Source organism: Butyrivibrio sp. VCD2006 (genome assembly GCF_000423925.1).
Classification (GTDB): domain Bacteria; phylum Bacillota; class Clostridia; order Lachnospirales; family Lachnospiraceae; genus Butyrivibrio.
In genome coordinates, this window is the sequence record NZ_KE384107.1 from 114,136 (window position 1) to 135,914 (window position 21,779).

A 21,779-nucleotide genomic window follows, 5' to 3' on the forward strand; every position below is an offset into this window, starting at 1 on the left:
GTTAAGAATATGCCTTGGATACACGGCCTTTATGGATTTTGGCCATATGACGTGCCGTACTCACCTCCAGAATTGCTAAAGTCTACACGACTTTTGAGGATTTTAGCCTTATGATGTGTTGTACTTCTGAAAATAGCCTGGACTACTTGTCTTTATATTAATCTATACCTTTTGACAAGTAGTAATCCTAATTAAAAATCAGCCTATATACTTGCTTAATATTGATTTATACCCTCTTCACTGCGGACATCCGCTATTATTCTGTTAGCTTTTTCTTCTATAGTCATAGATTAGGTTCTCCGTAATTGTCATATAGTGTCAACTTATCCTCTGCAAAATTCCTGCTACATCAACACCGGGATGAGTAAGATACATTCTGCAGATACTTTCTGCCAGTTCTTCTGATATCCTGAGTTTCCTTGCAATCTCGCCCGGTGTCTTACCCTTGTCAGTAAGAGCCATCGTTTTAGATATGATTTTGTCGATATCTTTTGGTAGCTTTGAATCCGGACCTGCATTATCAATCACCTTCTTTTTAAACTCGAACTCCCCTGATCCCGATATCTCAAGAAGAGCATAAGACACTTCCTGTCCGGGTTTCCTTTTACCGCAGCATCCAGGATTAAACCACGTCTGTCCGTTTTTCTCTAAAAGGCTGTATTTATGACTATGGCCATATATGATTATCGATATATTATTAAGGTCATCACGGATCTTCCCTCTGTTGTGAATGACATATATCTTATTCCCCATGAACTCCATGGTTGCATTTTCCGGTAGATAGTTAGCCCACTCTTTATCCGCATTTCCTCTGACCACCGTCACAGGCGCAATCTCTTCAAGGCGATCAATCACCGACTTATTGTCTATATCTCCGGCATGAATGATATGATCCACGCCCTTTAGTCCGTCAATCACTTCCTGTCTTAACAATCCATGTGTATCTGAAAGGATTCCTATAAGCATAAGTCTTTTTACCTTTCCATTATTATCAGATAAATCCGATTGAAGCACTATTTCACTTTTATTCTTTATCATAAAAATCCATATTGTTAAGTATATCACGCCCCAAGCGTGGTTGAACTATAGATCGCCGATTCGCCCCAAAACAAAAACGGCCCGATCCTAAGATCAGGCCATAATAATCTTGTTAAACTATTAAAAGGTTTGATTTCCCTTCAAATGCTGATATAGCGATGTATCCATTTTCAACAGAATACGCATTTCTTTGGCAACAATTCCCCTCTCAATTCCCCTCAATCTTCCTCAAGCAAAATCGCAACTGCATCAAAGGCTTCCTCAAACTCCACTATCAGCTCTCTGCCTGAGACAGCAGCATTATGATCCCCTGTCTCGTATTTGTCAGCAATCCTGTAATCACCTTCAAGCGGCACAACTACTCTTTGCACACCATCATGTTCAAAGGAATGCACCAGCACGAGCACCTTCCCGTCCTTGCCATACCTTACGCTCGCCTGATAATCCTTGAGCTCTCTGTTTGATTTCTGAAAAGGTCCAAATCTCTCCGACAGACCATCCACAATAACAGGCGAAACCTTCTTATAGAAATCCACACCCTTAAGTGCAAACTCCCACTGCTCATCGGTAAGATCAAACACATCTCCTGAAATACACAGAACACCATACATTCCTGCGCAAACCGAATACGCGATTCTCTTAAGCTCATCTGTTTTCCTCAGAACCGCCCATATCTGGCTCTTCTGTGCCAGCACGAGATGCAGCAGATCAGCCGCTATAACAGGAATTTCTTTCTCTTCATGTGCATCCGAAAATGACAGATAATCAGCGCATTCCATAAACGAAGGCTCAAGCCTGTGTCCACCGGATGAGCAAACCTCAATAGCAATTCCAGGCACCTTCTCCCTGATCTTCCTATAGAATTCCTTTGTGGCATTTACTGATGCTCTAAGGCCCTCGCCCGGGCTGTCCGCGCCATCACACCCAATTCCAATCGTATCGTTGTAATCAATTTTGATGTATTTAAAACCGTTTTCATTAAGAAAATCGATGACCTTCTTACTAAGATATTCCGTCACCCACTCGCTTCTCATATCCCAGAATCTTCTGGTTCCGGACACGATCACCTTACCATCGCGAGTGAGAAGATGCGCCTTATCACTTACCCTGTCAGAATCCTTGCCGACCACCTCAAGCTCGAACCAGATACCTGCCTTCATGCCGGCATTATTTATCATCTCAACCGTTTTCTTAATACCACCGGGGAAAAGATCATCCGCAACGATCCAGTCTCCCATGTTGTCCTGCCACCCCTTTACAGAGTCCGCGTACCAGCCCGCATCGATCACAAAATAACCAAAATCCTTACCGGTTATCTTAGGAAGAAGTCGACCAATCACTTCCTCTCCGGGATTCCCCCAGGTAGTGCAGTACTCATTGAAAAGAGCAGGCAGCTCAGATACCCTCTGCTCAGGAAGAAGCTTACTTCTCTGCACGTCGAGAAGTCTGTCACAGGCCACATTGAATTCGCACTTACCGGTCGTTAGATAAACCTCCGGCGTAGTGAACTCCTCGCCTGCCCTCAAGGTCTTCCTCCAATGACCGAACTCATAATCCGCAATGCCTGCACTTACGCTAAGTCCCTTGTCTATTCTCACCGCCTCTATCTGCCATGATGAAGAGCATGCACAGGAAAGTGCCCAGAATACTCCGGCTTCCTTGTCCTCTATCGCCACAAACGGGAAAAATCCCCTGACAGGCATTGATCCTATCGCGCCAAATTTCTCGCATCTCACACTAAAATTAGCCCATGAAGGTTCAAGCAGAAGATCTTCAATGCTTCTTACCTCATGCCTTCCCTCAGCACTCCAGCGGCTTCTGAATCTGTGCAGCAAAAGTCTGTCTCTTCCCACATCCTCAGTGTAGGGTGTAAGCGTACTTAAGTTTACAGAAGAAATTGCCTCTATGGTGACAGCTCCGTCCCCACTTTCTGCTGCCGAATTACCTGCATTAGCATCCTCACATCCGCCATTACCCGCTGCGCCTGAATTATTTATCACTCTGGTAAAAACTCTCAGTCCCCTGCAATTTTTTGTTGCGATAAGAACATGCTCCGCCCTTATTCCACCAGCTCCCTCAACAGTAGTAGTAATCTTCTTTTCTTCCTCTGTCTCCACAATATCCTGAGACACATATTTCATTGCCATCGTCATGGCACTGTTATGTCTTGTCTCCCCGGCTTCAAAGCCCACAGATGTAGCATCTCCGGTGCAGGATATCTGCACCATGGGACTTGCTCCGCATTTTTCAAAATAAAGTTCATCACTCCCCGCAGGTACTACAGTAAATGAAACCTGCTCAGCCTCATTTATGATATAGACAGCCTCCATATCATTCATGATTTCTCTTATTATTCTTACTTTTTCCATTCCATTATCCCCTTTGTTACATGTATAAAATAATAGCTTCCCCCTCATCCGGCACTTCGTGCCACCTTGTCTTCGCTCCGCTTCGGTCGGCGCAGAGCAATCGTCCCCCGGACGATTTGCGCCCCAAGGGGAAGGCTATTGAAGGGGAAGCCATTTTCATGAACCACTAAATGTTTAAACCCTTATATTTCATTTTTCCTCACGTTCTTACCTATTCCTCCATTTACAATTTTCCCCCCGATGTTGCGATACCTTCAATGAACTGCTTCTGGAAGAAGATATAAATAATGATCATCGGTACGCAGGAAATAAGTGCCGCCATCATCAGCTCAGGATATTTTTGCTGATACTGACCATTCATCTTTGCAAGGGCACTGGCCAGCGTCGTAGCCCTGTTATCAGGGCATACGATCATGGGCCACATAAGATCCTTATACGCAAACACTGCAGTGAAGATACCCAGTGCCACCATGGAGGACTTGGTAAGCGGCGCCATAATATAAAGGAAGGTCTGCGGGATATTGCATCCGTCAAGTCTTGCAGCCTCCTCAAGGTCTCTTGGCAACTGCATATATGCCTGCCTCAGCAGAAAAGTTCCGAATGCGGACACAATACCGGGAAATACCAGTCCGCCGATCGTATTTGTAAGATGAAGCTTGCTGACCATAACATACTGCGGAATTATGAAAATCTGAACCGGGATCATCATCTGCAAAAGCACTAGGGCAAACATGAAGTTTTTACCCTTGAAATTCAATCTTGCAAATGCATATCCGCTCAAAGTAGCTGTAAGTACCGCAAAGAGAATACGAAGAGCCACCATGCCGAGAGTATTGGCATAAAGTCTCACAAAATCCATTGCCTTTATAACATTTCCAAAGTTCTGAGTCTGCCATACCTTTGGAACTATTACAAAGGGATCCACCTGCATTGTCTCAGCTACTGTTTTAAAAGCAGTGAGGAACATCCACAAAAAAGGAACCAGCATAGTGAACGAAACCAGAATAAGTATGATGTACATTAACGTGTTGTAAATTGTTCTCTTCATCGCCGCTCCTTTCTATTCGTAATGAACCCATTTCTTCTGACCGATAAGCTGCAGAATAGTAAGCATCAAAATAACAGCCAAAAGAACAACAATTACGGTTGCACCATATCCCTTCTTACTTTGTTCAAAGGAATATTTATAGAACAGGAACACCAGAGATTCCGTCTTTTTCCATGCGGGATTATTAAGATCTATTAGCATATAGATAAGATCGAAAACCTGCATTGCCGCAATTATCCTCGTAACAAGTACAAAGAAAATTGTAGGGGAAATCAGCGGAATGGTTATATTGATAAGCTGCTGCCATCCACTGGCACCATCAAGCGCGGCAGCCTCGTAATAGTCCCTTGGAACCTCCTGCAGACCCGCAAGAAACAGTACCATGTTATAACCGATAACAGACCATATACCTATGACTGCTATTGAATAGATAGCGATCTTGGGATCGGAGATCCAGTTAACCTTTATATGAAATGTGTTGTTTATCAGTCCAAAATTCGAGTTATACAGCCACTTCCACACCATCGCTATAGCAGCAGGAGCTACTACCATCGGCAGGAAAAATATCGTCCTGAAAACATCACGACCCTTTATTTTTTTATTAAGCATTACTGCAAGTAACAGAGCTATAACTATTGAGAACGGCACCTCAACGATGGCATATTTAACAGTATTCCAAAGAGCCTGCCACACCTCGCTATCCCCAAGTACCTTCTCATAGTTCTTCAATCCTACGAAAACATTGCCTTTTCCGAAATCACCGGTCTTATAAAAGCTCTGCCTGATCGTGTCTATCATAGGATAGATGTTTAGCACAATGAGGCCCAGCATTGTAGGAAGTATAAAGATCCAGCCCCATATAAATTCACTTTTCTCCCTCGATGAAGCTTTTTTCTTCACATAAACCTCCTTAACTAATCCATTTTTCTTAAAAAGGCACACCCAGGGATAATCCCTGGGCACGCCCTTACTCTTAACTTTTAATTGATTTATAAAGAATAATTACTCTTCTGCCAGGTCAGCATTCATTTCAGCAGCGATATCCTTGCAGACATCCTCAACAGGCTTCTCGCCTGTCCAAGCATCCTGAAGCTTCTCGATCATCATGTCTTCCCAAACTGTTGTATCTCTTGAATAAGGTCTGAAAACGAGCTTAGCATCAAGCATCTTCATATGACCGTTAAGATCAAATGCGGGTACACTGTTAACCCATGCATCAGATGTTCCCATATAAGCTGACATTGTTACACCGAGCTCTGCCTGCTTGATCTGAGCTTCCTTGGAACCAAGATACTCAATAAGTGACCATGCTGCATCTGTATTCTTTCCGTTTGCAGCTGCTGCCCATCCAAGTCCGTTGTAGATAGATACACGGTCAGCGGGTGTGCTTGTGTAAGGAAGAACTGCTACGTCACAGTTTGCTGCTGCATATTCGTTGTCACGATATCCTGCAAGCATCCATGAACCGTTGATTGACATTGCAACCTTGCCTGCGCAAAGAAGCTCGTTGGGAGCTGTCTCGGATACAGTTGCAAGATCAGGGCATGAACCGTCAGCTATCATATCTGTGAAAAGCTTAACTGCCTTGATACTGTTAGGATCATCCATACCGGATGTCTTCTTGTCTTCACTGATTACATATCCGCCCATTGAGTAGATAGTGTTGTAATAGCCTTCCTGGTTATTACCGGGAGCAATTGCATATCCCCAGTGATCATCATTTGTAAGCTTCTTTGCATTTGCTGCGAAATCTTCCCATGTCCATGTATCATCAGGATAAGGAACGCCCATCTCATCAAAGATTGTCTTGTTATACCAAAGAGCAATTGTATCGATATCCTTCGGTACTGCATACTGTTTTCCGTCAGACTGATACAGCTTTACAATACCATCGTAGTAATTAGCCATGTCGATCTTATCGCTTGCTGCGATCTTATCGGTGAGATCAAGAAGAAGATCATTTTCCATGTACTTCTGAGCAACATTTGAATGCATCCAGAATACATCGGGAAGCTCTCCGCCTGTAGCACCTGCTTCAAGAAGTGTCCAATAATCATTCCAGTCAACCACCTGAATTGTAGCCTTAACACCTGACTGTGCACTCCAGTCGTCGATGATTTCCTGAAGTCCGGGTCTTTGTCCTTCATCCCATATTGTTACGGACAATTCACCTTCAACACTCTTACCGATGGACTGCGGAGCTTCTTTCTCAGCAGAAGCTTCTTCAGCAGCGGGTGCCGGCTCCTCAGCTACAGTCTCTGTGTCCCCTGCAGGTGCTGCAGCGCCACCGCCACATCCCATCATAGACAGTACCGTAAAAGCACTCAGCATAATGGCAACTACCTTCTTTTTCATAACAAGTGACCTCCTTTTTTTAAAAATACCTTCTCTTTTTGCAACCTTAGTTTCTACCCCAAAACCGATTACGATCATAAATTAATCATAATCAAAGTATCGTTTTTTTGGCATGGTATTTCGTGCACTCTTAATGTCAAAATGTGATATTCCATCCGATTAGCACATCTCTCATATTGCTTAAGCCTCTTTTATCACCTCAACATAAGATACAAAATCCTGCCCTGTTGTCATTCCGTCATCCTTAAGCTTCTTAAGAGTAATACCCATGTTCATCAGCTCATCCCCATAGTATTTCTCTCCCAAAAGCTCATACTCTGTATTTTCATCAAGCCCCGCAAGCCTTATAAAGCCAGGCAGTTGGTTGACGTTTGACCTCATGCAATAGAACCCGAAAATAGCTTTCTTTTTGTCCTTTGAGACAACAATCCACGAAGCCTGATCCTTTTCAAAAGGTGACCTCAGCCTGTAGAAGGTTCCAAACTGCAAAAGTTCTCTATTTTCCTTCATGAATACTATCTGTTTCTTAACCTGTTCAAACTCCTCATCAGTTATGTGGTTAAGATCCAGTTCATATCCAAATGTCCCGAAATACGCCACGTTCGCTCTCGTAGTTATTGAAGCGCTGCGCCCTGTCTGAAGGTTCGGTACCGCCGACACATGCGCGCCAATTGAGGAAACAGGATACCCATAGGAAGTTCCATACTGTATCCTTATTCTGTCTATGGCATCGGTGTTGTCTGAGCACCATGCCTGGGGCGCATAGTAGAGCATACCTGCATCAAATCTGTTTCCTCCCGAGGAGCACGACTCGAACAATATCTCAGGAAAATCGTTCCTTAATCTTTCATAAAGGCTGTAAACGCCCATTATATATTTGTGGTAAACCATCCCCTGTTCATCAGCGGACAATTCCATGCTGAAGACTTCGGTAAGAGACCTGTTCATGTCCCATTTGATGTAACTTATCGGTGCATTCGTCATCACCTTTTTCAACATACCGTATACGCAATCAACAACCTCTTCCCTTGAAAAATCAAGTACATACTGATGTCTGCCAAGCGACGCCTTTCTACCAGGAGTAGACAAAACCCATTCGGGATGCCTTCTGAATAGATTGCTATCAGGATTTACCATCTCTGGCTCAATCCAGAATCCAAACTTCATCCCCAGGGCATTCACTTTTCTTGCAAGCCCAAGCATTCCCTGCGGAAGCTTTTTCGGATTCTCAATCCAGTCTCCAAGTCCTGCGTAATCATCGTTTCTCTCGCGGAACCATCCGTCATCCAAGACAAACATTTCAACCCCTGCCTCTTTGGCCTTCGATGCTATCTGAAGAATCCTCTCCTCATCAAAATCCATAAAGGTAGCTTCCCAGTTGTTTATCAGGATAGGTCTCGGTGTATTTTTCCATTTTCCTCTTACAAGGTGATTATTGTATAACTCATGATATGTCTGGCTAAGAGCATTAAGGCCTTCATCCGTCCTCGCTATTACCACCTCGGGGGTTTCAAATGAATTCCCCTTCTTAAGAAGCCAGGTGAATCTGTCGGGATTTATACCCATGAGAAGCCTTGTCCTTCCAAAGGTGTCGCACTCAGCCTGGGCGATGAAATTCCCGCTGTAAACCAAAGACATACCTATGGCCTCTCCCATGAAATCATCGGTCCCCGGTCTTTTCACGATCACAAAGGGATTCTGATTCGCACTTGATACACCGCGCTTACTCTCTATGGAAACAGAGCCCGCGGAAATCTTCTTAACCTCAGGAATCCTCTCCCTTGCCCATGCCCCAGAAAACTGCATCCACTCATAGTCCTGATCCGGCAGATCAATGCATGCACTAAGTGCCCTGGTTAGCTTAATATCTGCTGTGCAATTATTTGTAAAAACAGCATGCCTCGTTATGACAGAGTACTTATCAAAAATGGTGTATGACAAAGTAAGTGATACCTTTGCAACCTCATCCTCGAGATATACCTCCAGGGTCATAGCCTCGTCTTCTGTCGCATAAGTCGCAGGAAGTCCATTAAGCTTCGCTTTTCCCTTAAATATCTTATGATCCTTGCAAATAAAAGAGCTCACTCTCGATCCATTTACCAGTTCGATCTCATAGGCCTGAGTTCCGAAATCAGTTATGCCAAAGGAAGGATATTCCTGCCTGTTCAGCTCCATGGAATATGACTCGGTATCCGGATCCACAACTATATTCGGCAGACCAAAACGGTTTACAACGTATGACATGTCCTCTTTATCATGAATACGCTTGCCAAAATATATGCTTCCCAGATCACCAAGCGGAGTGACGCCCATAATATAGCTGATCTTATCGTTATACAAATGATACTGTTTTGATTTGCTGTGCCAAATAATATTCATTCGTAAACCCTTTCGCTACTGCTTGCACCTTGCGGTGTGAACAGTAGCTCCTTTTCAACTATCCGTTAGCAGTTACATATAATCGGTTTAGGTTGATTTAAGTATATTCGAATGTTTATCGCCTCTTGAATGGCAATGTTTGATTTTGAAATGTCATAATGTGACTTGCGCTTAGATAGATTGTGTAATATATAATTAAGTATGAGGGGATGTCACTTTTTAAATAGCAAGCTTCAAAAACATATGTCGTTTACTGTACATGGGTGGAGGGATTGGTATGGCAGATAAACCAGATAAACTTGAAGGCTGTGATTTTTGCAAGTTCGTTAATTACGAGGATTCCGATGATTTCTATCTCTACGAGGTTGGCAGAAACAAATGTGAGCCTCTGTACTCTTATGAGCATTTCGTAAGAAATCGCATCATCCTGCATTTTGTACTAAAAGGGAAAGGCATCCTGCGCATCAATAACCGACAGTATGACATTCATGAGCATCAGATCTTTTTGATTCCCGAAAACACCAAATGTTTTTATCAGGCCGATGAAGAAAAGCCCTGGGAGTATATCTGGGTTCACATCGGCGGCCCTAAAATTCCGCTTATTTTAAAGGAGGCAGGACTTACTCCCGAGCATCCGGTTTTCACACTTTACGACAGCTACAAAAAAATCGAAGACCTTGCCATGGATATTCTCAAGCACTACAAGAGGCAGTACTACTGCATCGGCACGATATATAAAATCTGTGACTACATAATAAAGAACTCCCCTGCAAAGGAAGAACGGGAACAGAATAACTCTCTGTTATATGTGAAAAATGTCATCTCATACATCCAGCTGAAATACGCCGAGCCTATCAAAATTGACAGTATCGCAATCTCTCTTGGGCTTAACAGAAGCTACCTCACGAGGCTGTTTAAGGATGCCACCGGCTATTCTCTGCAGCAGTACCTTCTCACCTACAGGATGAAGGTTGCAGTCAAGCTCCTTGCAGATGATTCGCTTAACGTTAACCAGATTGCAGCACGGGTTGGCTACAATGACACCTTTACCTTCTCCAAAGCGTTCAAACGCCACTTTGGAAGCTCACCTTCAGATTACAGGAAAATTCATGCTTCATGATAAAGACATAAGGGAGCCACTTTTTGACTTCCTTGAAGAAACATACGGAAAAATAAGAATAATCGAAGAAAAGACCATGGGGAAATCCCGGGCTGATGTTGTCATGGTAACCGAGGACAGCATCATTGGACTAGAGATAAAAAGTGATGCCGATACCTATGCCCGCCTTGGAAGGCAGGTAAAGGACTATGACAAATACTATGACCGCAATATCGTTGTAGTCGGTACAACACACGCCCTGCACACCCCGGAGCATGTTCCCGATTACTGGGGAATCATCACTGTTGAAGTTGTTGATGGGGAGCTGGATTTTTACTTCTTTAGAAAACCCGGTATCAACCCTAAATTAACCCTGAAGAACAAACTCAGAATCCTCTGGCGACCTGAACTCTATGAACTTCAACAGATTTTCGACATGCCAAAGTACAAAGACAAGAGCAAGGATTTCGTCATCCCAAAGCTTGCAGAGCGCGTTCCCGATAAAATCGATCCTGACGAACTCTCTTTTCACATGTGCAGAATCCTCTTCGAGCGTGACTACACAACCATTGGCTCCACCCTTAAGGAATATCGAAAAGGCGAACTTCAAAAGGCAATTGAATCAGAAACCGATCCTCAAAAACGCCTGGAACTTATGATGGAGCAAGCAGAGAAGGGACAAAGCTTTAAACGAAAAAAGCATTTCTAAATAATTTACACAAATATCCTGTGACAATAATAGGCGGCCTCCCGGTTAATGGGAAGCCGCCTTCTAACCATCCGTCAGATGATGATACGACATATTATTTATAGACTATCTTAACTTTCTTGTTAGCCTTCTTTGCAGCTTTTTCGATCTGCTTTGCAATCTTGGAACCCTTTTTGACTCCTGTGATAGTAACCTTCTTTAAATTCTTGGCACCCTTAAAAGCCTTGGCATTAACCTTCTTCAGATTCCCTGCAGCTATGGTTACATTTTTAACCTTATTACCTGACACTGATTTACTCTTAAGTTCAGTTACAGGATATTCTTTTCCATTGGCTGTTACAGTTGCTGCTATCTTAACTGTCTTTTTGTTTGAAGTCTTCTTTACAACAACAGAATCTCCTTTGGCAGATACTACTGCAGTAACTCCGGATTTATCCGTAACTTCCTCGTTTGCCTTGAGCCCTGTCTGAACCTCAGGTTCAGCTGCAGGCTGTGTTTGATCTGCAGGAGTTGCAGGATTAGAAGGTGTTGTCGGATTCGTGGGTGTTGCAGGATCTGTAGGTGTTGTAGGATCCGTGGGTGTCGCAGGATCTGTGGGTGTTGTTGGTTCTGTGGGTGTTGTTGGATCTGTAGGTGTTGTCGGGTCTGTGGGTGTTGTTGGATCTGTAGGTGTTGTAGGTTCTGTGCCGGACTGTGTATCACTCCATATTGCATACAGAATTCTTTCCTCGCCCTCATTTCCCAGATAAGATACGCGTCCAATATCTGCCTCATCCTTATACTTTACAGGTCCATTTTGACTTAATCCCCAACCTAAAAATGTAGCACTATTTGATTTTGAAAACTCATTCTTCGGTAGTCTGATAGTTCCCTTAACATAAGCAAATGTATCATCCATCGTTCCACTACCGCCATTTGCGTCAAACCTGATCTTTACCTTTCCGAAATTTCCTGCAAGAAGATCAGCAATATTCATTGACATGAGAGGTCTTCTCATACCAATAGCTATGAACAAATCGCTCTTACTGTCTGCTGAGAAAATCTGTTGCCAGGAAGATTCCGGCATTTCACTTATATTATAATGGTAAAAATCCCCGGTCGGATATGCAGTCAAGCCGGAAATCACAGGAGCTATTGTGTAATCACTGCCGGGAGCAATTACCTGAAACGTCCTCGTCACTGTCCCACCTGTAATCTCTGGAACCTCCTCCATTGCCGGTGTTGAATAGCATGTAGATAGATTTGCAAATGTGCCTCCTGAAATCTTTGCTGCTTCCAAACTAACTGCCTCAAATGTTCCACCTGTAATCTCTGAACGCTCATTAGCCTGCACCTCTCCAGTAAAAGTGCCTCCTGAGATTTTTGTGCCATACATCGTAACCGTGCCAGGAAAAGTTCCATCCTTGATTTCACCGCCGGATCCCCAGATCACATCTGTAAAGTTTCCACCTGAGATTATTCCATCATCCCACAATTCAACCTTTTTAGAAAAAGTACCACCCTTGATTTCGCCACTAGCACATGTTACCTTCCCGTTAAAAGTTCCATTTATAATTTCAGGATTACTAGAGAATGCTATACCAAGAGAAACCTCTCCGCTGTAAGTTCCACCTGTGATTTTCCCACCACCAACTTTAAATTCCCCGGAAAACTCACCACCGGCGATCTCGCCACCACTTATTTCACCAGGCCCGGAAAAAGTTCCACCTGAAACTTTTCCACTACGTACATCTATTTTATCTAAAAAAGTTCCGTCCTTAATCTCACCTTGCCAAAGAAACACTCCCTTTTTAAAGGTTCCACCTTGAATTGTAGCAGCACCATCAAAGTAGATATAATTCGAATATGTTCCTCCGGTTATAACATCCCCATCATATAGTGTTATTTCCTCATCGCTTCCGGCATTGTACTCCTTTGCATCCGCAGTAATATGTACTGTTGTAATTACTGCTAATGCTGCCAGCATAGTTAATAGATACTTTGGTTTCTTCATACCCTTCCTCCTTGATTCTGAATATCCGATATCTCTTATTTGAAAATATAAGAGTCCCTTAATAATCAGTATTATAACATTTTCTTTTTGCTGTTTCACTTATGATTTTTCGTTTATTTTCGAAGTTTTTATCCCTAAATAACATTTACTTTATATCATTTTATTGCTAATATAAAACCCGAGGGAACGCATTTAAAATGCAAAAAGAAAAAAGTTAAAAAGGGGAAATCAAATGAAGAAAATAAGACTCAGTTTTTTTAAGGTCATGGCACCCTTGGTGCTTATGATAATCTTATTTGGATGCTCATCCATAGTTTCCAATGCAGCTACTACAAAAAAGGTTAGACCGGCACACGATATTCATACCGACAAGAAATGGCTTACGTATACCAGTGGATCTGCCGGCTACTACACAGAGCTTCTTGTTTGCAATAATGACACTCTGAAAGATAAGGTAATAGACTGCATTTCGCTCAGAAAGCTTGGTTCAAACGAGCCTGTTCATTTCTGGAACGGCGGTATTGTTTGTAATTACAGATACATCGGCAAATACACATTTTATGTTATTCATTCTCCCGTAAAGCTGCCCGATTCATATGATACGCTTGAAGAATTTAAGAATGATGACAGATGCACCTTTGCTTCCCGAACCTACAATGTAACAAAGCGTGAAAAAAAGCCCAAAGTTAACTCAAAAGCAATCAAGAAAAAGAAGAAGCCTTATTACAGATTGAGCTGGAAAAACGGTGATTATGATATTATGGTTCAGGATCCGGAACATAACAAATGGTTCAGATCTGGTTCCTGCATTAACTCAACATATTATGATATAGAACAGCTGGATTATGATCAGAACATTGAAATATACACGATGACCAGCAACCTGGCTAAGTTTGCAGCCTCCGAACCAATTTACATAAAGGTTCCCGGCCTTAAAAACGACAATGGCGGTTCAGGTGGTTCCGGTGGCGGTTCAGGCAGTGGCGGTTCAGGTGGTTCCGGTGGTGGTTCCGATAGTGGTGGTTCCGGCGGTTCTGACAATGGTGGTTCTGGCAGCTCAGGTGGTTCTGATAATGGCGGCTCCGGCAGCTCAGGCGGTTCCGATAACGGTGGTTCCGGCTCCGGTAGTGACAATTCCGGTACAGGCTCCGGTGCTTCAAATACCACACCTGCTCCAACAGTATCCGAAGCCAAGCCCGCTCTTCCTCTTACAACAACAGTAGATGGAATTACATACTACATCGACATCAATGGTAATGCTTCAGTAAAGAATATCAGCAATACCAAAAAAGCTTCCATAAACACTGTTACTGTAGAAGGCAAAACCTACCCTGTTACCAGCATTTCATCAAAAGCCTCTAAAGGTAACGGAAATCTATCTTCACTGACAGTAGGCTCTAACGTTACAAACATTGAAAATAAAGCCTTTTTCAAATGTAAAAAGCTAAAGAACGTCACAATAACTTCAAATGCTTCCCTCAAGATTGGCAAAAATGCATTTGGAAAAATAAATAAAAAAGCTGTTATCAAGGTTGATGGAGTAAAGGGAAAGTCCAGAAAGAAACTGATTAAAAAGATTAAAAAACAAACTAATGCAAAAGTAAAATGACAAGCTTCACTAAGCCCAAGAATAACTCGTAATACTATACTCAATCAATTTAGGCGGCCGCATATCTATAAATATGCGGCCGCCCTTTCTTTTCGTATTTGTAGTTATTTAGCTGCAAAATTTAATTATTCAATTTTCTCTGCTTTCATCTTTCTTCTGGCAAGAATCTCCTCAGCAATTTTCTTCTCGTCATAATCAGGCTCATGTGACTTGATAACTTCTATTATCTCTTGTATTGTTTCAACAGTTTCTCCCAGAAAATCTGCAATTAGATCTACTGATCTGCCTTTACTGACATTGTCGTTTACTTGCTTTATAAGCCTCCTAAGATCCCCTATGTCCATTCCCTGCTCTAATTCATCATCAAGCATATCTTGTAATGTCATATATTCAGCCCTCCACCTTTTGTCCTCACGCGCTTCGTGCACCTTACGGTCAAGATTCTGTACCAATCTATTGTCGCTGATCTTACCTGCAATATAATCAATAAATGCCTCAAGGTCTTCTGATACATCATTCCTGTGTCCACCTGCACAGATGAAAATTCTGTTAGTGCCATCCTCCATTACTATTTGGTTATCCTCGTTGCAAGCAGGCCTGAAACTGTATTTATGATAACCCGCATCAAATGCGTCAAATGTACAGATAAAAATGATATAACTGTTAGGTAAATCCTTATACTTCTTACCTTCCTTGAGATAATTAAGATCCAGCATTCCCTGATAGTAACGACTTCTTCTGGGAAGTTCACCCTTCTTGCCGGTCTGCATTTCAATGTCAAAAACCTGGTTATTATCGTCTAAGAAATAAACATCAAATCTGATTCCGTGTCCATCCGGCGTAAGCTTTATTGCCTTTTCAGTTACCGGATCTTTTACGATGCTACCTATTTTTCTTCCAAGGATCAGCTCTGTCATCTCTTTGCAGAGATCCTCATTTTCCTCCAGAATCTTGCAGAACATAAAATTGTCCGCAAATGTCAATTCTTCATAATTTTTTTATAAAATCCTGTATCCCAACGATAGCTGCCCCAGGCACTACCAGAATTGCAAATACTATATACATGACTATCGCATCTGTCGCGCTATCCGCATACCATGGACCAAATGTATTTATCAGGACATGAGCTGCAACCGGAGCCAGGTATATCATAAGCGCTGCGAACGCCTGCAAAAGCTCATGTACATTTCTTATCACAAAGATAAGCGCTCCCCATGTAAAGCAGAAATAGAACACGTCAAACAAATAGCAGTCAAAGGGCTGTGGTTCTCTAAAATGCGCTGAGATTCCCAAGTGAATAACATTAGTAGTAAGCAGTCTGTTTCCGGTAAAAGCACCGGCAAACAATATCAGAGACATAGCACCACATATGATAGTCAGTATCCAGAACAGACTGAGTTTTTCCGTTTTCTTCTTACTTTTCTTCTTAGACATTTAATAGTTCCTTGAAATAATTTATTTCCATATTCACCCTCTAGCTGAACAATTGATGAATCATTTCCGATCATCTTAGCATTATCATGGCGGTTCTGCTTTAGTGAATATCGGTATCTATTATAAGCTTTTTGCAACTATTGCAGAAGTAAGAGTCCATAGTTAAGTGCGTCAGCTTGAATTTAGCAGCCGAAAGACGCCCTATTCCGGCGATCATATCAATAGCTCCAGGACCTTTATCGCCCTCCTTCCAGGCAAGACTGTGGGCATTCCCACCAAGAACTCCTTTTTTCATTTCTTTGCCACAATAGGGGCAGATCATTTTTCTGATACCTCGTCTTTCTTTACTTCTTCTTTCTTTTTAAGATACTGGGAAAGTAAAAAACAGCCATTTGTAACTGCTACCAAAAGAAACTAAATACTAGGTGTCATGTGAATTCTCCTCCGAAACATTAGAATATAAATAAGTTGTTGATGAAATAATCTTAATATTCCTATGCGCGGAATTATAATGTATCGGCGAGAAAACTCCTTCCGACATAGTCGGTGGGGGATGAATCGCTGGCCCTCAGCGTTTCGCTTTGCTGTATCGCCCTGTTTTTTCATATTTTCTTTTGTGGTCATCCGTGCGCTGGCTTTCTATATATTTTTTCACTGTCTCAAGTGAAACTGATCCGGTTGTGGCGCAAAAATAGCTCCTGCTCCAGAAAAGAGCATCTCCCCACAGAAATTTTTCTATATGTTCACGGTATTTGATCCTGACTTCTTTAGAGAGCTGGGACTTTAAGGTGTTGATCAGTTTTACCGGAGCAACATCCGGAGGCATGGAGATAAGCATGTGTATATGATCCTCGTCTGTCTCAGCAGAAATCATATCGCAGTTCATCCTTCCACACAGATAAGCGGCGTGATTTTTCATGAAATCCCCCATCTCATCGGTTATCACCTTTTTCCTGAACTTAGTGACAAAAATAATATGATAAGTAAGCAGGTAAACTGAATGTGAACCTCTTCTGTAGTTATCCATAAAAGCTCCTTCTAAAAAGAACAAATGTTTTGATTACTCTTGGAAATTATGCTATAATACTAATATAATCTTTTGGAAAGGAAATCTCAACTGTGTATAGGACAAGGCAGTACAGAATAGCTAAAAACAACACACTATACAGTTACTGCCAGGATATTTGCAGAGCATCTGCAGTTCTTTACAACAGGGCGAATTTCATCATCCGACAGTATGCTTCTGCCACAGAGGCATTTGACTCTTACAGGCCTCTTTTTCCCAATCAGATGCAGGTGTATAAACTTGTAAGTGAAACCCTTGAAGGGACAAAATACCATGTAGTTGGCTCATGGCTTTCTTATAATGCCATTGACTATCTTCTGAAGAGCACCAGGGATAAGGCATACTATGGGCTTCCATCTCAGGCTAACCAGCAGATACTTAAGCTCCTTCTCAGGGATTACAAATCATTTTTTGAAGCAGTGAAGACATACGCCAAGACACCATCTGCATTTACGGGGCGCCCCCGCATGCCGGGATATGTATGCCGGGGAAAATACAAGACTGCCATCCTTACGAATCAGATATGCAGGATAAAGGAAGATTCTTATATACGTTTTCCTGGAACAACCAAGGCTTTAAGACTTGGCAGGGACTTTCCCCAGGGGAAACTTAAGGAAGTACGGATAAAACCACATGGTAAGGACTTTGTAATGGATGTGGTGATCGATGCCTTAACAGTGGGAATAGAGCCTTTGGATGACCGGGAAGTTCTTAAATTTCTTTCATCAAAAGATGACATTTCCGATATAAGGGTCATGTCGATAGATCCTGGTACGGATAATATAGCAGCCGTAGCGAACAACTTTGGCGCAGATCCCTTTGTGATAAAGGGCGGACTGATAAAGTCCGTAAACCAGTTCTACAATAAAGAAATGGGGCGGCTTTCCTCATGTGCCATGAAGTGTAATAACAGATACCGGACCAGGAAAATGAGTATACTCACTGAAAAGCGCAACAGGCGCATAAAGGATGAGTTCCATAAGATAAGCAGACAGCTTGCAGACTATGCGATGGATAACCGTGTGGATGTCGTAGTGATGGGGCATAACGTATTCCAGAAACAGGAAGCGGATATGGGGCATATCAGTAACCAGAATTTTGTGCAGATACCAATGCTGATATTTGCAGATATGCTGAGATATAAGCTTGCTGAATACGGGATCAGGTTTGCGCTTACAGAAGAGAGCTATACATCAAAAGCGGATTTTCTTGCTATGGACGAGATCCCTGTGTATAAAAAGGGAAGTAAGTCTGACTATGTTTTTTCCGGAAAAAGGATAAAGCGCGGACTCTACAGGCACTACGATGGGACAATAACAAATGCAGACATAAACGGAGCTGCAAATATCTTAAGAAAAGTATTCCCAAAGGTAACCCAATGGGATAGAGGCATAGTGGACATGCCCTGTTCTTTGGGATGCGTTAAGCATCCCAAAGGTTCATGCCGCTCTGCGGCATAACAGAAACCTCTTCCGATGCAGAGTCGGTGGAGGTAGTTCATATACTCAGCTCAGCGAATAACATATGTCTATTTTTCCAATAAAAATCGGGCTTCGAAAAGCCCGATTTTTACTGATTTATACAATTTCCTGCAACTTCCTTGCAAGCCTGTCCTTGGGAACTGCTCCAAGCTCATCACTTACGAGCAAGCCATTCTTAATAAGAGCAAAGTAAGGAATGCTCATAACACCATACTTTTCTGCAAGCTCCGGCTGTTCATCGATATTTACCTTGCCGACCTTGACCTTACCGTCATACTCTCTTGCAAGCTCCTCTACTACTGGTCCCATCATCCTGCATGGTCCGCACCAGTCTGCGTAAAAATCTATAAGAACCGGAACTTCACTGTTCACTACTTCTGCATTAAAATTATCTCTTGTAAATCTATACTCCATGATTATCACCATCCGCTCTTGTATGAGCGCCTTTCTATATCAACTATCATCTTCCTGATGATTTTCTCATCTGATAATTTCATTATAGCTAGTATATTTTTTATATCAAGTACGCAGATTATATAGACCTGGTATGAAAAACCGTACTACCATTTTCATTTACCCCTGAAGAATTTCACATTATATAATGTTTTGCTTGCGCGCCAATGCCGCTCCTTTTCTTTAATAAGGAATTACATATTAAAGAAAAGGAGCAACCCTTCATCCTGGTTGCTCCTTCCAAAACCTAACTCATCATCGATAAGCCATATTTACTTAACCTTAATCTTAATAGTCTTTGTTGTAGCCTTTGTCTTACCCTTAGCTCCAACAGTTACCTTAAATCTATAAGTACCCTTTTCGGTTCCCTTATTAAACTTAACAGTAGCCTTTCTTCCCTTGATCTTGATCTTGGCTACGCCTTTATTCTTGCCTGCAGCAAGCTCTTCTACTTTGATCTTGCCCTTGGAGTTTTCAATCTTGATTGTAACTGTCTGGGCTTTCTTCTTAAGCTTCTTAGCAGAAATCTTATCCTTATCATATGAGATCCAGGCTGAATTAGCCTTGCGCTTACCTGCACTCTTCCACTTCTTTCCTGCAGTTGCAGCGGGCGTATATACAGGACTGTTATTATAGTAGTTATAACCACTACCATTTGAGCTGCTGTTTCCACTTCCGTTTGAACTACTGTTGCCATTCTCGTAAGGAGTATCGTCTCTGGGGCTTCTCTCATCGTCAGGTCTGTTATAATCTGAGCCGCTGTTATCCGAACCGCTTCCACTTGAACCGCTGCCACCTGAGCTACTTCCTGAACCACTTTCACCTGATCCGCTGTTGCCTGAGCCGCTATCACCCGATTCGCTGCTACCTGAACCGCTATCTCCGGATCCACTGCTACCTGAGCCGCTTCCGCTTGAACCACTGCCGCTGGAACCGCTTCCCGGATCAGAAGTATCTAAGCCATATCTGGCACCGGTTTTATCAGCCTTTAAGAAGTTGATTCCTGTTTCATCGGCATAGAAATAACTGTTAATACTGTTTTTCTGACCATAAATATTTACCTGAGTTGTCCCCTTTATACAGAACACATATTTAGCGTCAGGATCAAGATTGTAAATGATTGTATTTGTATATGGATACTGTACAGCAACGTAGTTAGCGTCAATGCCGTATATCTTCTCTGCTTCGCTGTAGCTTGCCTTTATCTTATACTTGGAATAATGATCAGGAAGCTTGGCGTAACCTATCCATGTGGTTCTATCCAGATATGGTCTTGCATAATAATCATCAAGAGCGCTCTGAGAACAATAGTTATTAATAGCATATGTCCAGTCAATCTGCGCTGTGGTCCCCTGCCTTGTTATATCAACATCATACATATAACCGGAAACAACATCAGTTTGAAGCTGTCTTCTTATTCCTTCCATAGTCATTCCACCATCAGTAATTACATGTGAAAGATACGGATAAATAGTGGGTGCAGTCAGGTTTGGCTTCTTATAGCTGCACTTCATCATTACAGTATAGCTTCCGCCGGGCTCCAGATTCTCAAAAGTATAGCTCTTCTGGCTTGTCGGAATCTGAATCATATGAGCATCAGCCTTATCTGCAGCTTCTCTGATATTGGGACCATAATTGCTTACAGGACCGTTTTGCTTTCTATCTGCATCATAATCATAGTTTTTTTCTTTGACAATTGAAAGGTATAGCATTGACTCACCCTTGGCAGGATTTATCGTCATGGATGAATCTTTCTGATTTGACCAGTCAATTGTAATGCTTGTTTCTGTAACGCTACTCTGAAACCAGATATCTGAGAATGAAGAACCGGCGCCTGACAAAAATCTTCCATGGTTCAGGGCATCCTTTCTATTATCATAGGATGTATCAGGCTCCACATAATTGTATTTGGCAGAATCATCAACACTGGTGGTCTTTATATCAGTCAGCTGAATGTATTCACTGATGTACTCATATTTATCATTCTCCTTATTGCGTGCTGACCTTTTTACCAACGCAACAAATGTGTAGCTATGATCAGGTTTTAACCCTCTCATCTGATAAGTACCCTGTTTTGCATCCAGTCTGATATCTCTTTTTCCGGCGATTTCCTTAGCCTTCTTAAGGGCAGCTTCATCACCTATTTCCTGGTCAGCATATCCAACGCTTAAATCACTGATACCGGTTGAGTACTTGCTTGAATCAGAAAAAGTCTCCTCAATTTCCTTAATGGCATCTTTTAAATCCACTGTTGCTGTTGAACCTGTTGTTCCAAGCAGCTTAGCGGTTTTGGGATTCCCACCTGTCGTATACGCACTTAAATTCTGAAAATTGTGTGAGCTGCTGCCGCTGCTTCCGGGCCTGGAAATAGCCATATTCCAATCAACTGTAATCTTGTAGCAGGTATTAGGTCTAAGACCTGTGATTGTGTACCTTCTAGAATTAACATCAAGTGCCTTGCTGCCCCTCAGAGACGCTGACGTATTATCGGTATATCCGAGCTTAAAGGACGTGTATTTGGTGGTAGTATATCCTTCATACTGTCTGTCCTGAATAGCCTGCTCTGCAGCTCTGGTCCAGTCAATTGTCAGTGTTGTATCCGTTGCTTCAACAATATGAATCGTATTATCATATGCTTTTGCATCAAGCGGATTAAAAAGCATGAATATCCCCATTACAGCTATCATGCAAATTGTCAAACTTTTAAAAATCTGTTTCATAAAACTTCTTATTACTCCCCTAAAAA

17 protein-coding genes are annotated in these 21,779 nt (G+C 42.3%); 4 read left to right on the top strand and 13 right to left on the bottom strand.

Annotated elements, in window-relative coordinates; genetic code table 11:
• Positions 1-318 precede the first annotated feature (318 nt).
• The 6 genes from G586_RS25340 to G586_RS0119170 all read right to left on the bottom strand — a co-directional run bounded on the left by G586_RS25340 (position 319) and on the right by G586_RS0119170 (position 9,189).
• Positions 319-1,038 carry a metallophosphoesterase family protein gene (locus G586_RS25340; protein WP_051204938.1) on the bottom strand — a complete coding sequence of 240 codons (720 nt, stop codon included), beginning with the start codon at positions 1,036-1,038 and terminating at the stop codon, positions 319-321.
• Between the two features lie 218 nt (positions 1,039-1,256).
• Positions 1,257-3,407 (bottom strand): glycoside hydrolase family 36 protein, encoded by a 2,151-nt coding sequence (locus tag G586_RS0119150; protein ID WP_026529003.1) that lies wholly within the window; start codon positions 3,405-3,407, stop codon positions 1,257-1,259.
• Positions 3,408-3,630: 223 nt separating this feature from the next.
• Positions 3,631-4,455: a carbohydrate ABC transporter permease gene (locus G586_RS0119155; protein ID WP_026529004.1), complete on the bottom strand. Its 825-nt coding sequence runs from the start codon at positions 4,453-4,455 to the stop codon at positions 3,631-3,633.
• A gap of 12 nt (positions 4,456-4,467) precedes the next feature.
• Complete coding sequence (locus tag G586_RS0119160; protein WP_026529005.1) at positions 4,468-5,355, bottom strand: carbohydrate ABC transporter permease; 888 nt, start codon at positions 5,353-5,355, stop codon at positions 4,468-4,470.
• Between the two features lie 102 nt (positions 5,356-5,457).
• Positions 5,458-6,810: an ABC transporter substrate-binding protein gene (locus tag G586_RS0119165; RefSeq protein ID WP_026529006.1), complete on the bottom strand. Its 1,353-nt coding sequence runs from the start codon at positions 6,808-6,810 to the stop codon at positions 5,458-5,460.
• Between the two features lie 180 nt (positions 6,811-6,990).
• Positions 6,991-9,189: an alpha-galactosidase gene (locus G586_RS0119170; protein ID WP_026529007.1), complete on the bottom strand. Its 2,199-nt coding sequence runs from the start codon at positions 9,187-9,189 to the stop codon at positions 6,991-6,993.
• A 277-nt stretch (positions 9,190-9,466) separates the two neighbouring features.
• On the opposite strand from G586_RS0119170, the gene G586_RS23960 reads away from it, so the two are divergent.
• Positions 9,467-10,309: an AraC family transcriptional regulator gene (locus G586_RS23960; protein ID WP_051204939.1), complete on the top strand. Its 843-nt coding sequence runs from the start codon at positions 9,467-9,469 to the stop codon at positions 10,307-10,309.
• On the top strand, positions 10,299-10,997 hold the full coding sequence (locus G586_RS23965) for a sce7726 family protein (protein WP_051204940.1): 699 nt from the start codon (positions 10,299-10,301) through the stop codon (positions 10,995-10,997). Before G586_RS23960 ends, G586_RS23965 begins: the two co-directional genes overlap by 11 nt.
• 94 nt (positions 10,998-11,091) lie before the next feature.
• Here the strand turns inward: G586_RS23965 and G586_RS27120 are convergent, their stop codons facing one another.
• Complete coding sequence (locus tag G586_RS27120) at positions 11,092-12,990, bottom strand: hypothetical protein (protein ID WP_026529008.1); 1,899 nt, start codon at positions 12,988-12,990, stop codon at positions 11,092-11,094.
• Between the two features lie 232 nt (positions 12,991-13,222).
• Between G586_RS27120 and G586_RS25350 the strand changes: the two genes are divergently transcribed.
• Positions 13,223-14,599, top strand: a complete 1,377-nt coding sequence (locus G586_RS25350) for a leucine-rich repeat protein (RefSeq protein ID WP_051204941.1) — start codon at positions 13,223-13,225, stop codon at positions 14,597-14,599.
• Between the two features lie 125 nt (positions 14,600-14,724).
• Here the strand turns inward: G586_RS25350 and G586_RS23980 are convergent, their stop codons facing one another.
• From G586_RS23980 to tnpA, 4 genes are all read right to left on the bottom strand, one after another.
• Positions 14,725-15,561 carry an Rpn family recombination-promoting nuclease/putative transposase gene (locus tag G586_RS23980; RefSeq protein ID WP_051204942.1) on the bottom strand — a complete coding sequence of 279 codons (837 nt, stop codon included), beginning with the start codon at positions 15,559-15,561 and terminating at the stop codon, positions 14,725-14,727.
• Positions 15,562-15,586: 25 nt separating this feature from the next.
• Positions 15,587-16,033, bottom strand: a complete 447-nt coding sequence (locus G586_RS0119200) for a hypothetical protein (RefSeq protein ID WP_026529009.1) — start codon at positions 16,031-16,033, stop codon at positions 15,587-15,589.
• Between the two features lie 100 nt (positions 16,034-16,133).
• Positions 16,134-16,355 carry a PF20097 family protein gene (locus tag G586_RS0119205; protein WP_026529010.1) on the bottom strand — a complete coding sequence of 74 codons (222 nt, stop codon included), beginning with the start codon at positions 16,353-16,355 and terminating at the stop codon, positions 16,134-16,136.
• Between the two features lie 246 nt (positions 16,356-16,601).
• Positions 16,602-17,060: an IS200/IS605 family transposase gene (tnpA, locus tag G586_RS23985; protein ID WP_051204943.1), complete on the bottom strand. Its 459-nt coding sequence runs from the start codon at positions 17,058-17,060 to the stop codon at positions 16,602-16,604.
• Positions 17,061-17,152: 92 nt separating this feature from the next.
• On the opposite strand from tnpA, the gene G586_RS0119220 reads away from it, so the two are divergent.
• Positions 17,153-18,559, top strand: a complete 1,407-nt coding sequence (locus tag G586_RS0119220) for an RNA-guided endonuclease InsQ/TnpB family protein (RefSeq protein WP_026529011.1) — start codon at positions 17,153-17,155, stop codon at positions 18,557-18,559.
• A 117-nt stretch (positions 18,560-18,676) separates the two neighbouring features.
• Here G586_RS0119220 and trxA read toward each other — a convergent pair whose 3' ends face one another.
• Both trxA and G586_RS26725 read right to left on the bottom strand, forming a co-directional pair.
• Positions 18,677-18,994, bottom strand: coding sequence for a thioredoxin (gene trxA / locus G586_RS0119225; RefSeq protein WP_035773646.1), 318 nt, complete (start codon positions 18,992-18,994; stop codon positions 18,677-18,679).
• Between the two features lie 311 nt (positions 18,995-19,305).
• Positions 19,306-21,753, bottom strand: coding sequence for a fibronectin type III domain-containing protein (locus G586_RS26725; protein ID WP_207640731.1), 2,448 nt, complete (start codon positions 21,751-21,753; stop codon positions 19,306-19,308).
• Positions 21,754-21,779: the final 26 nt, after the last annotated feature.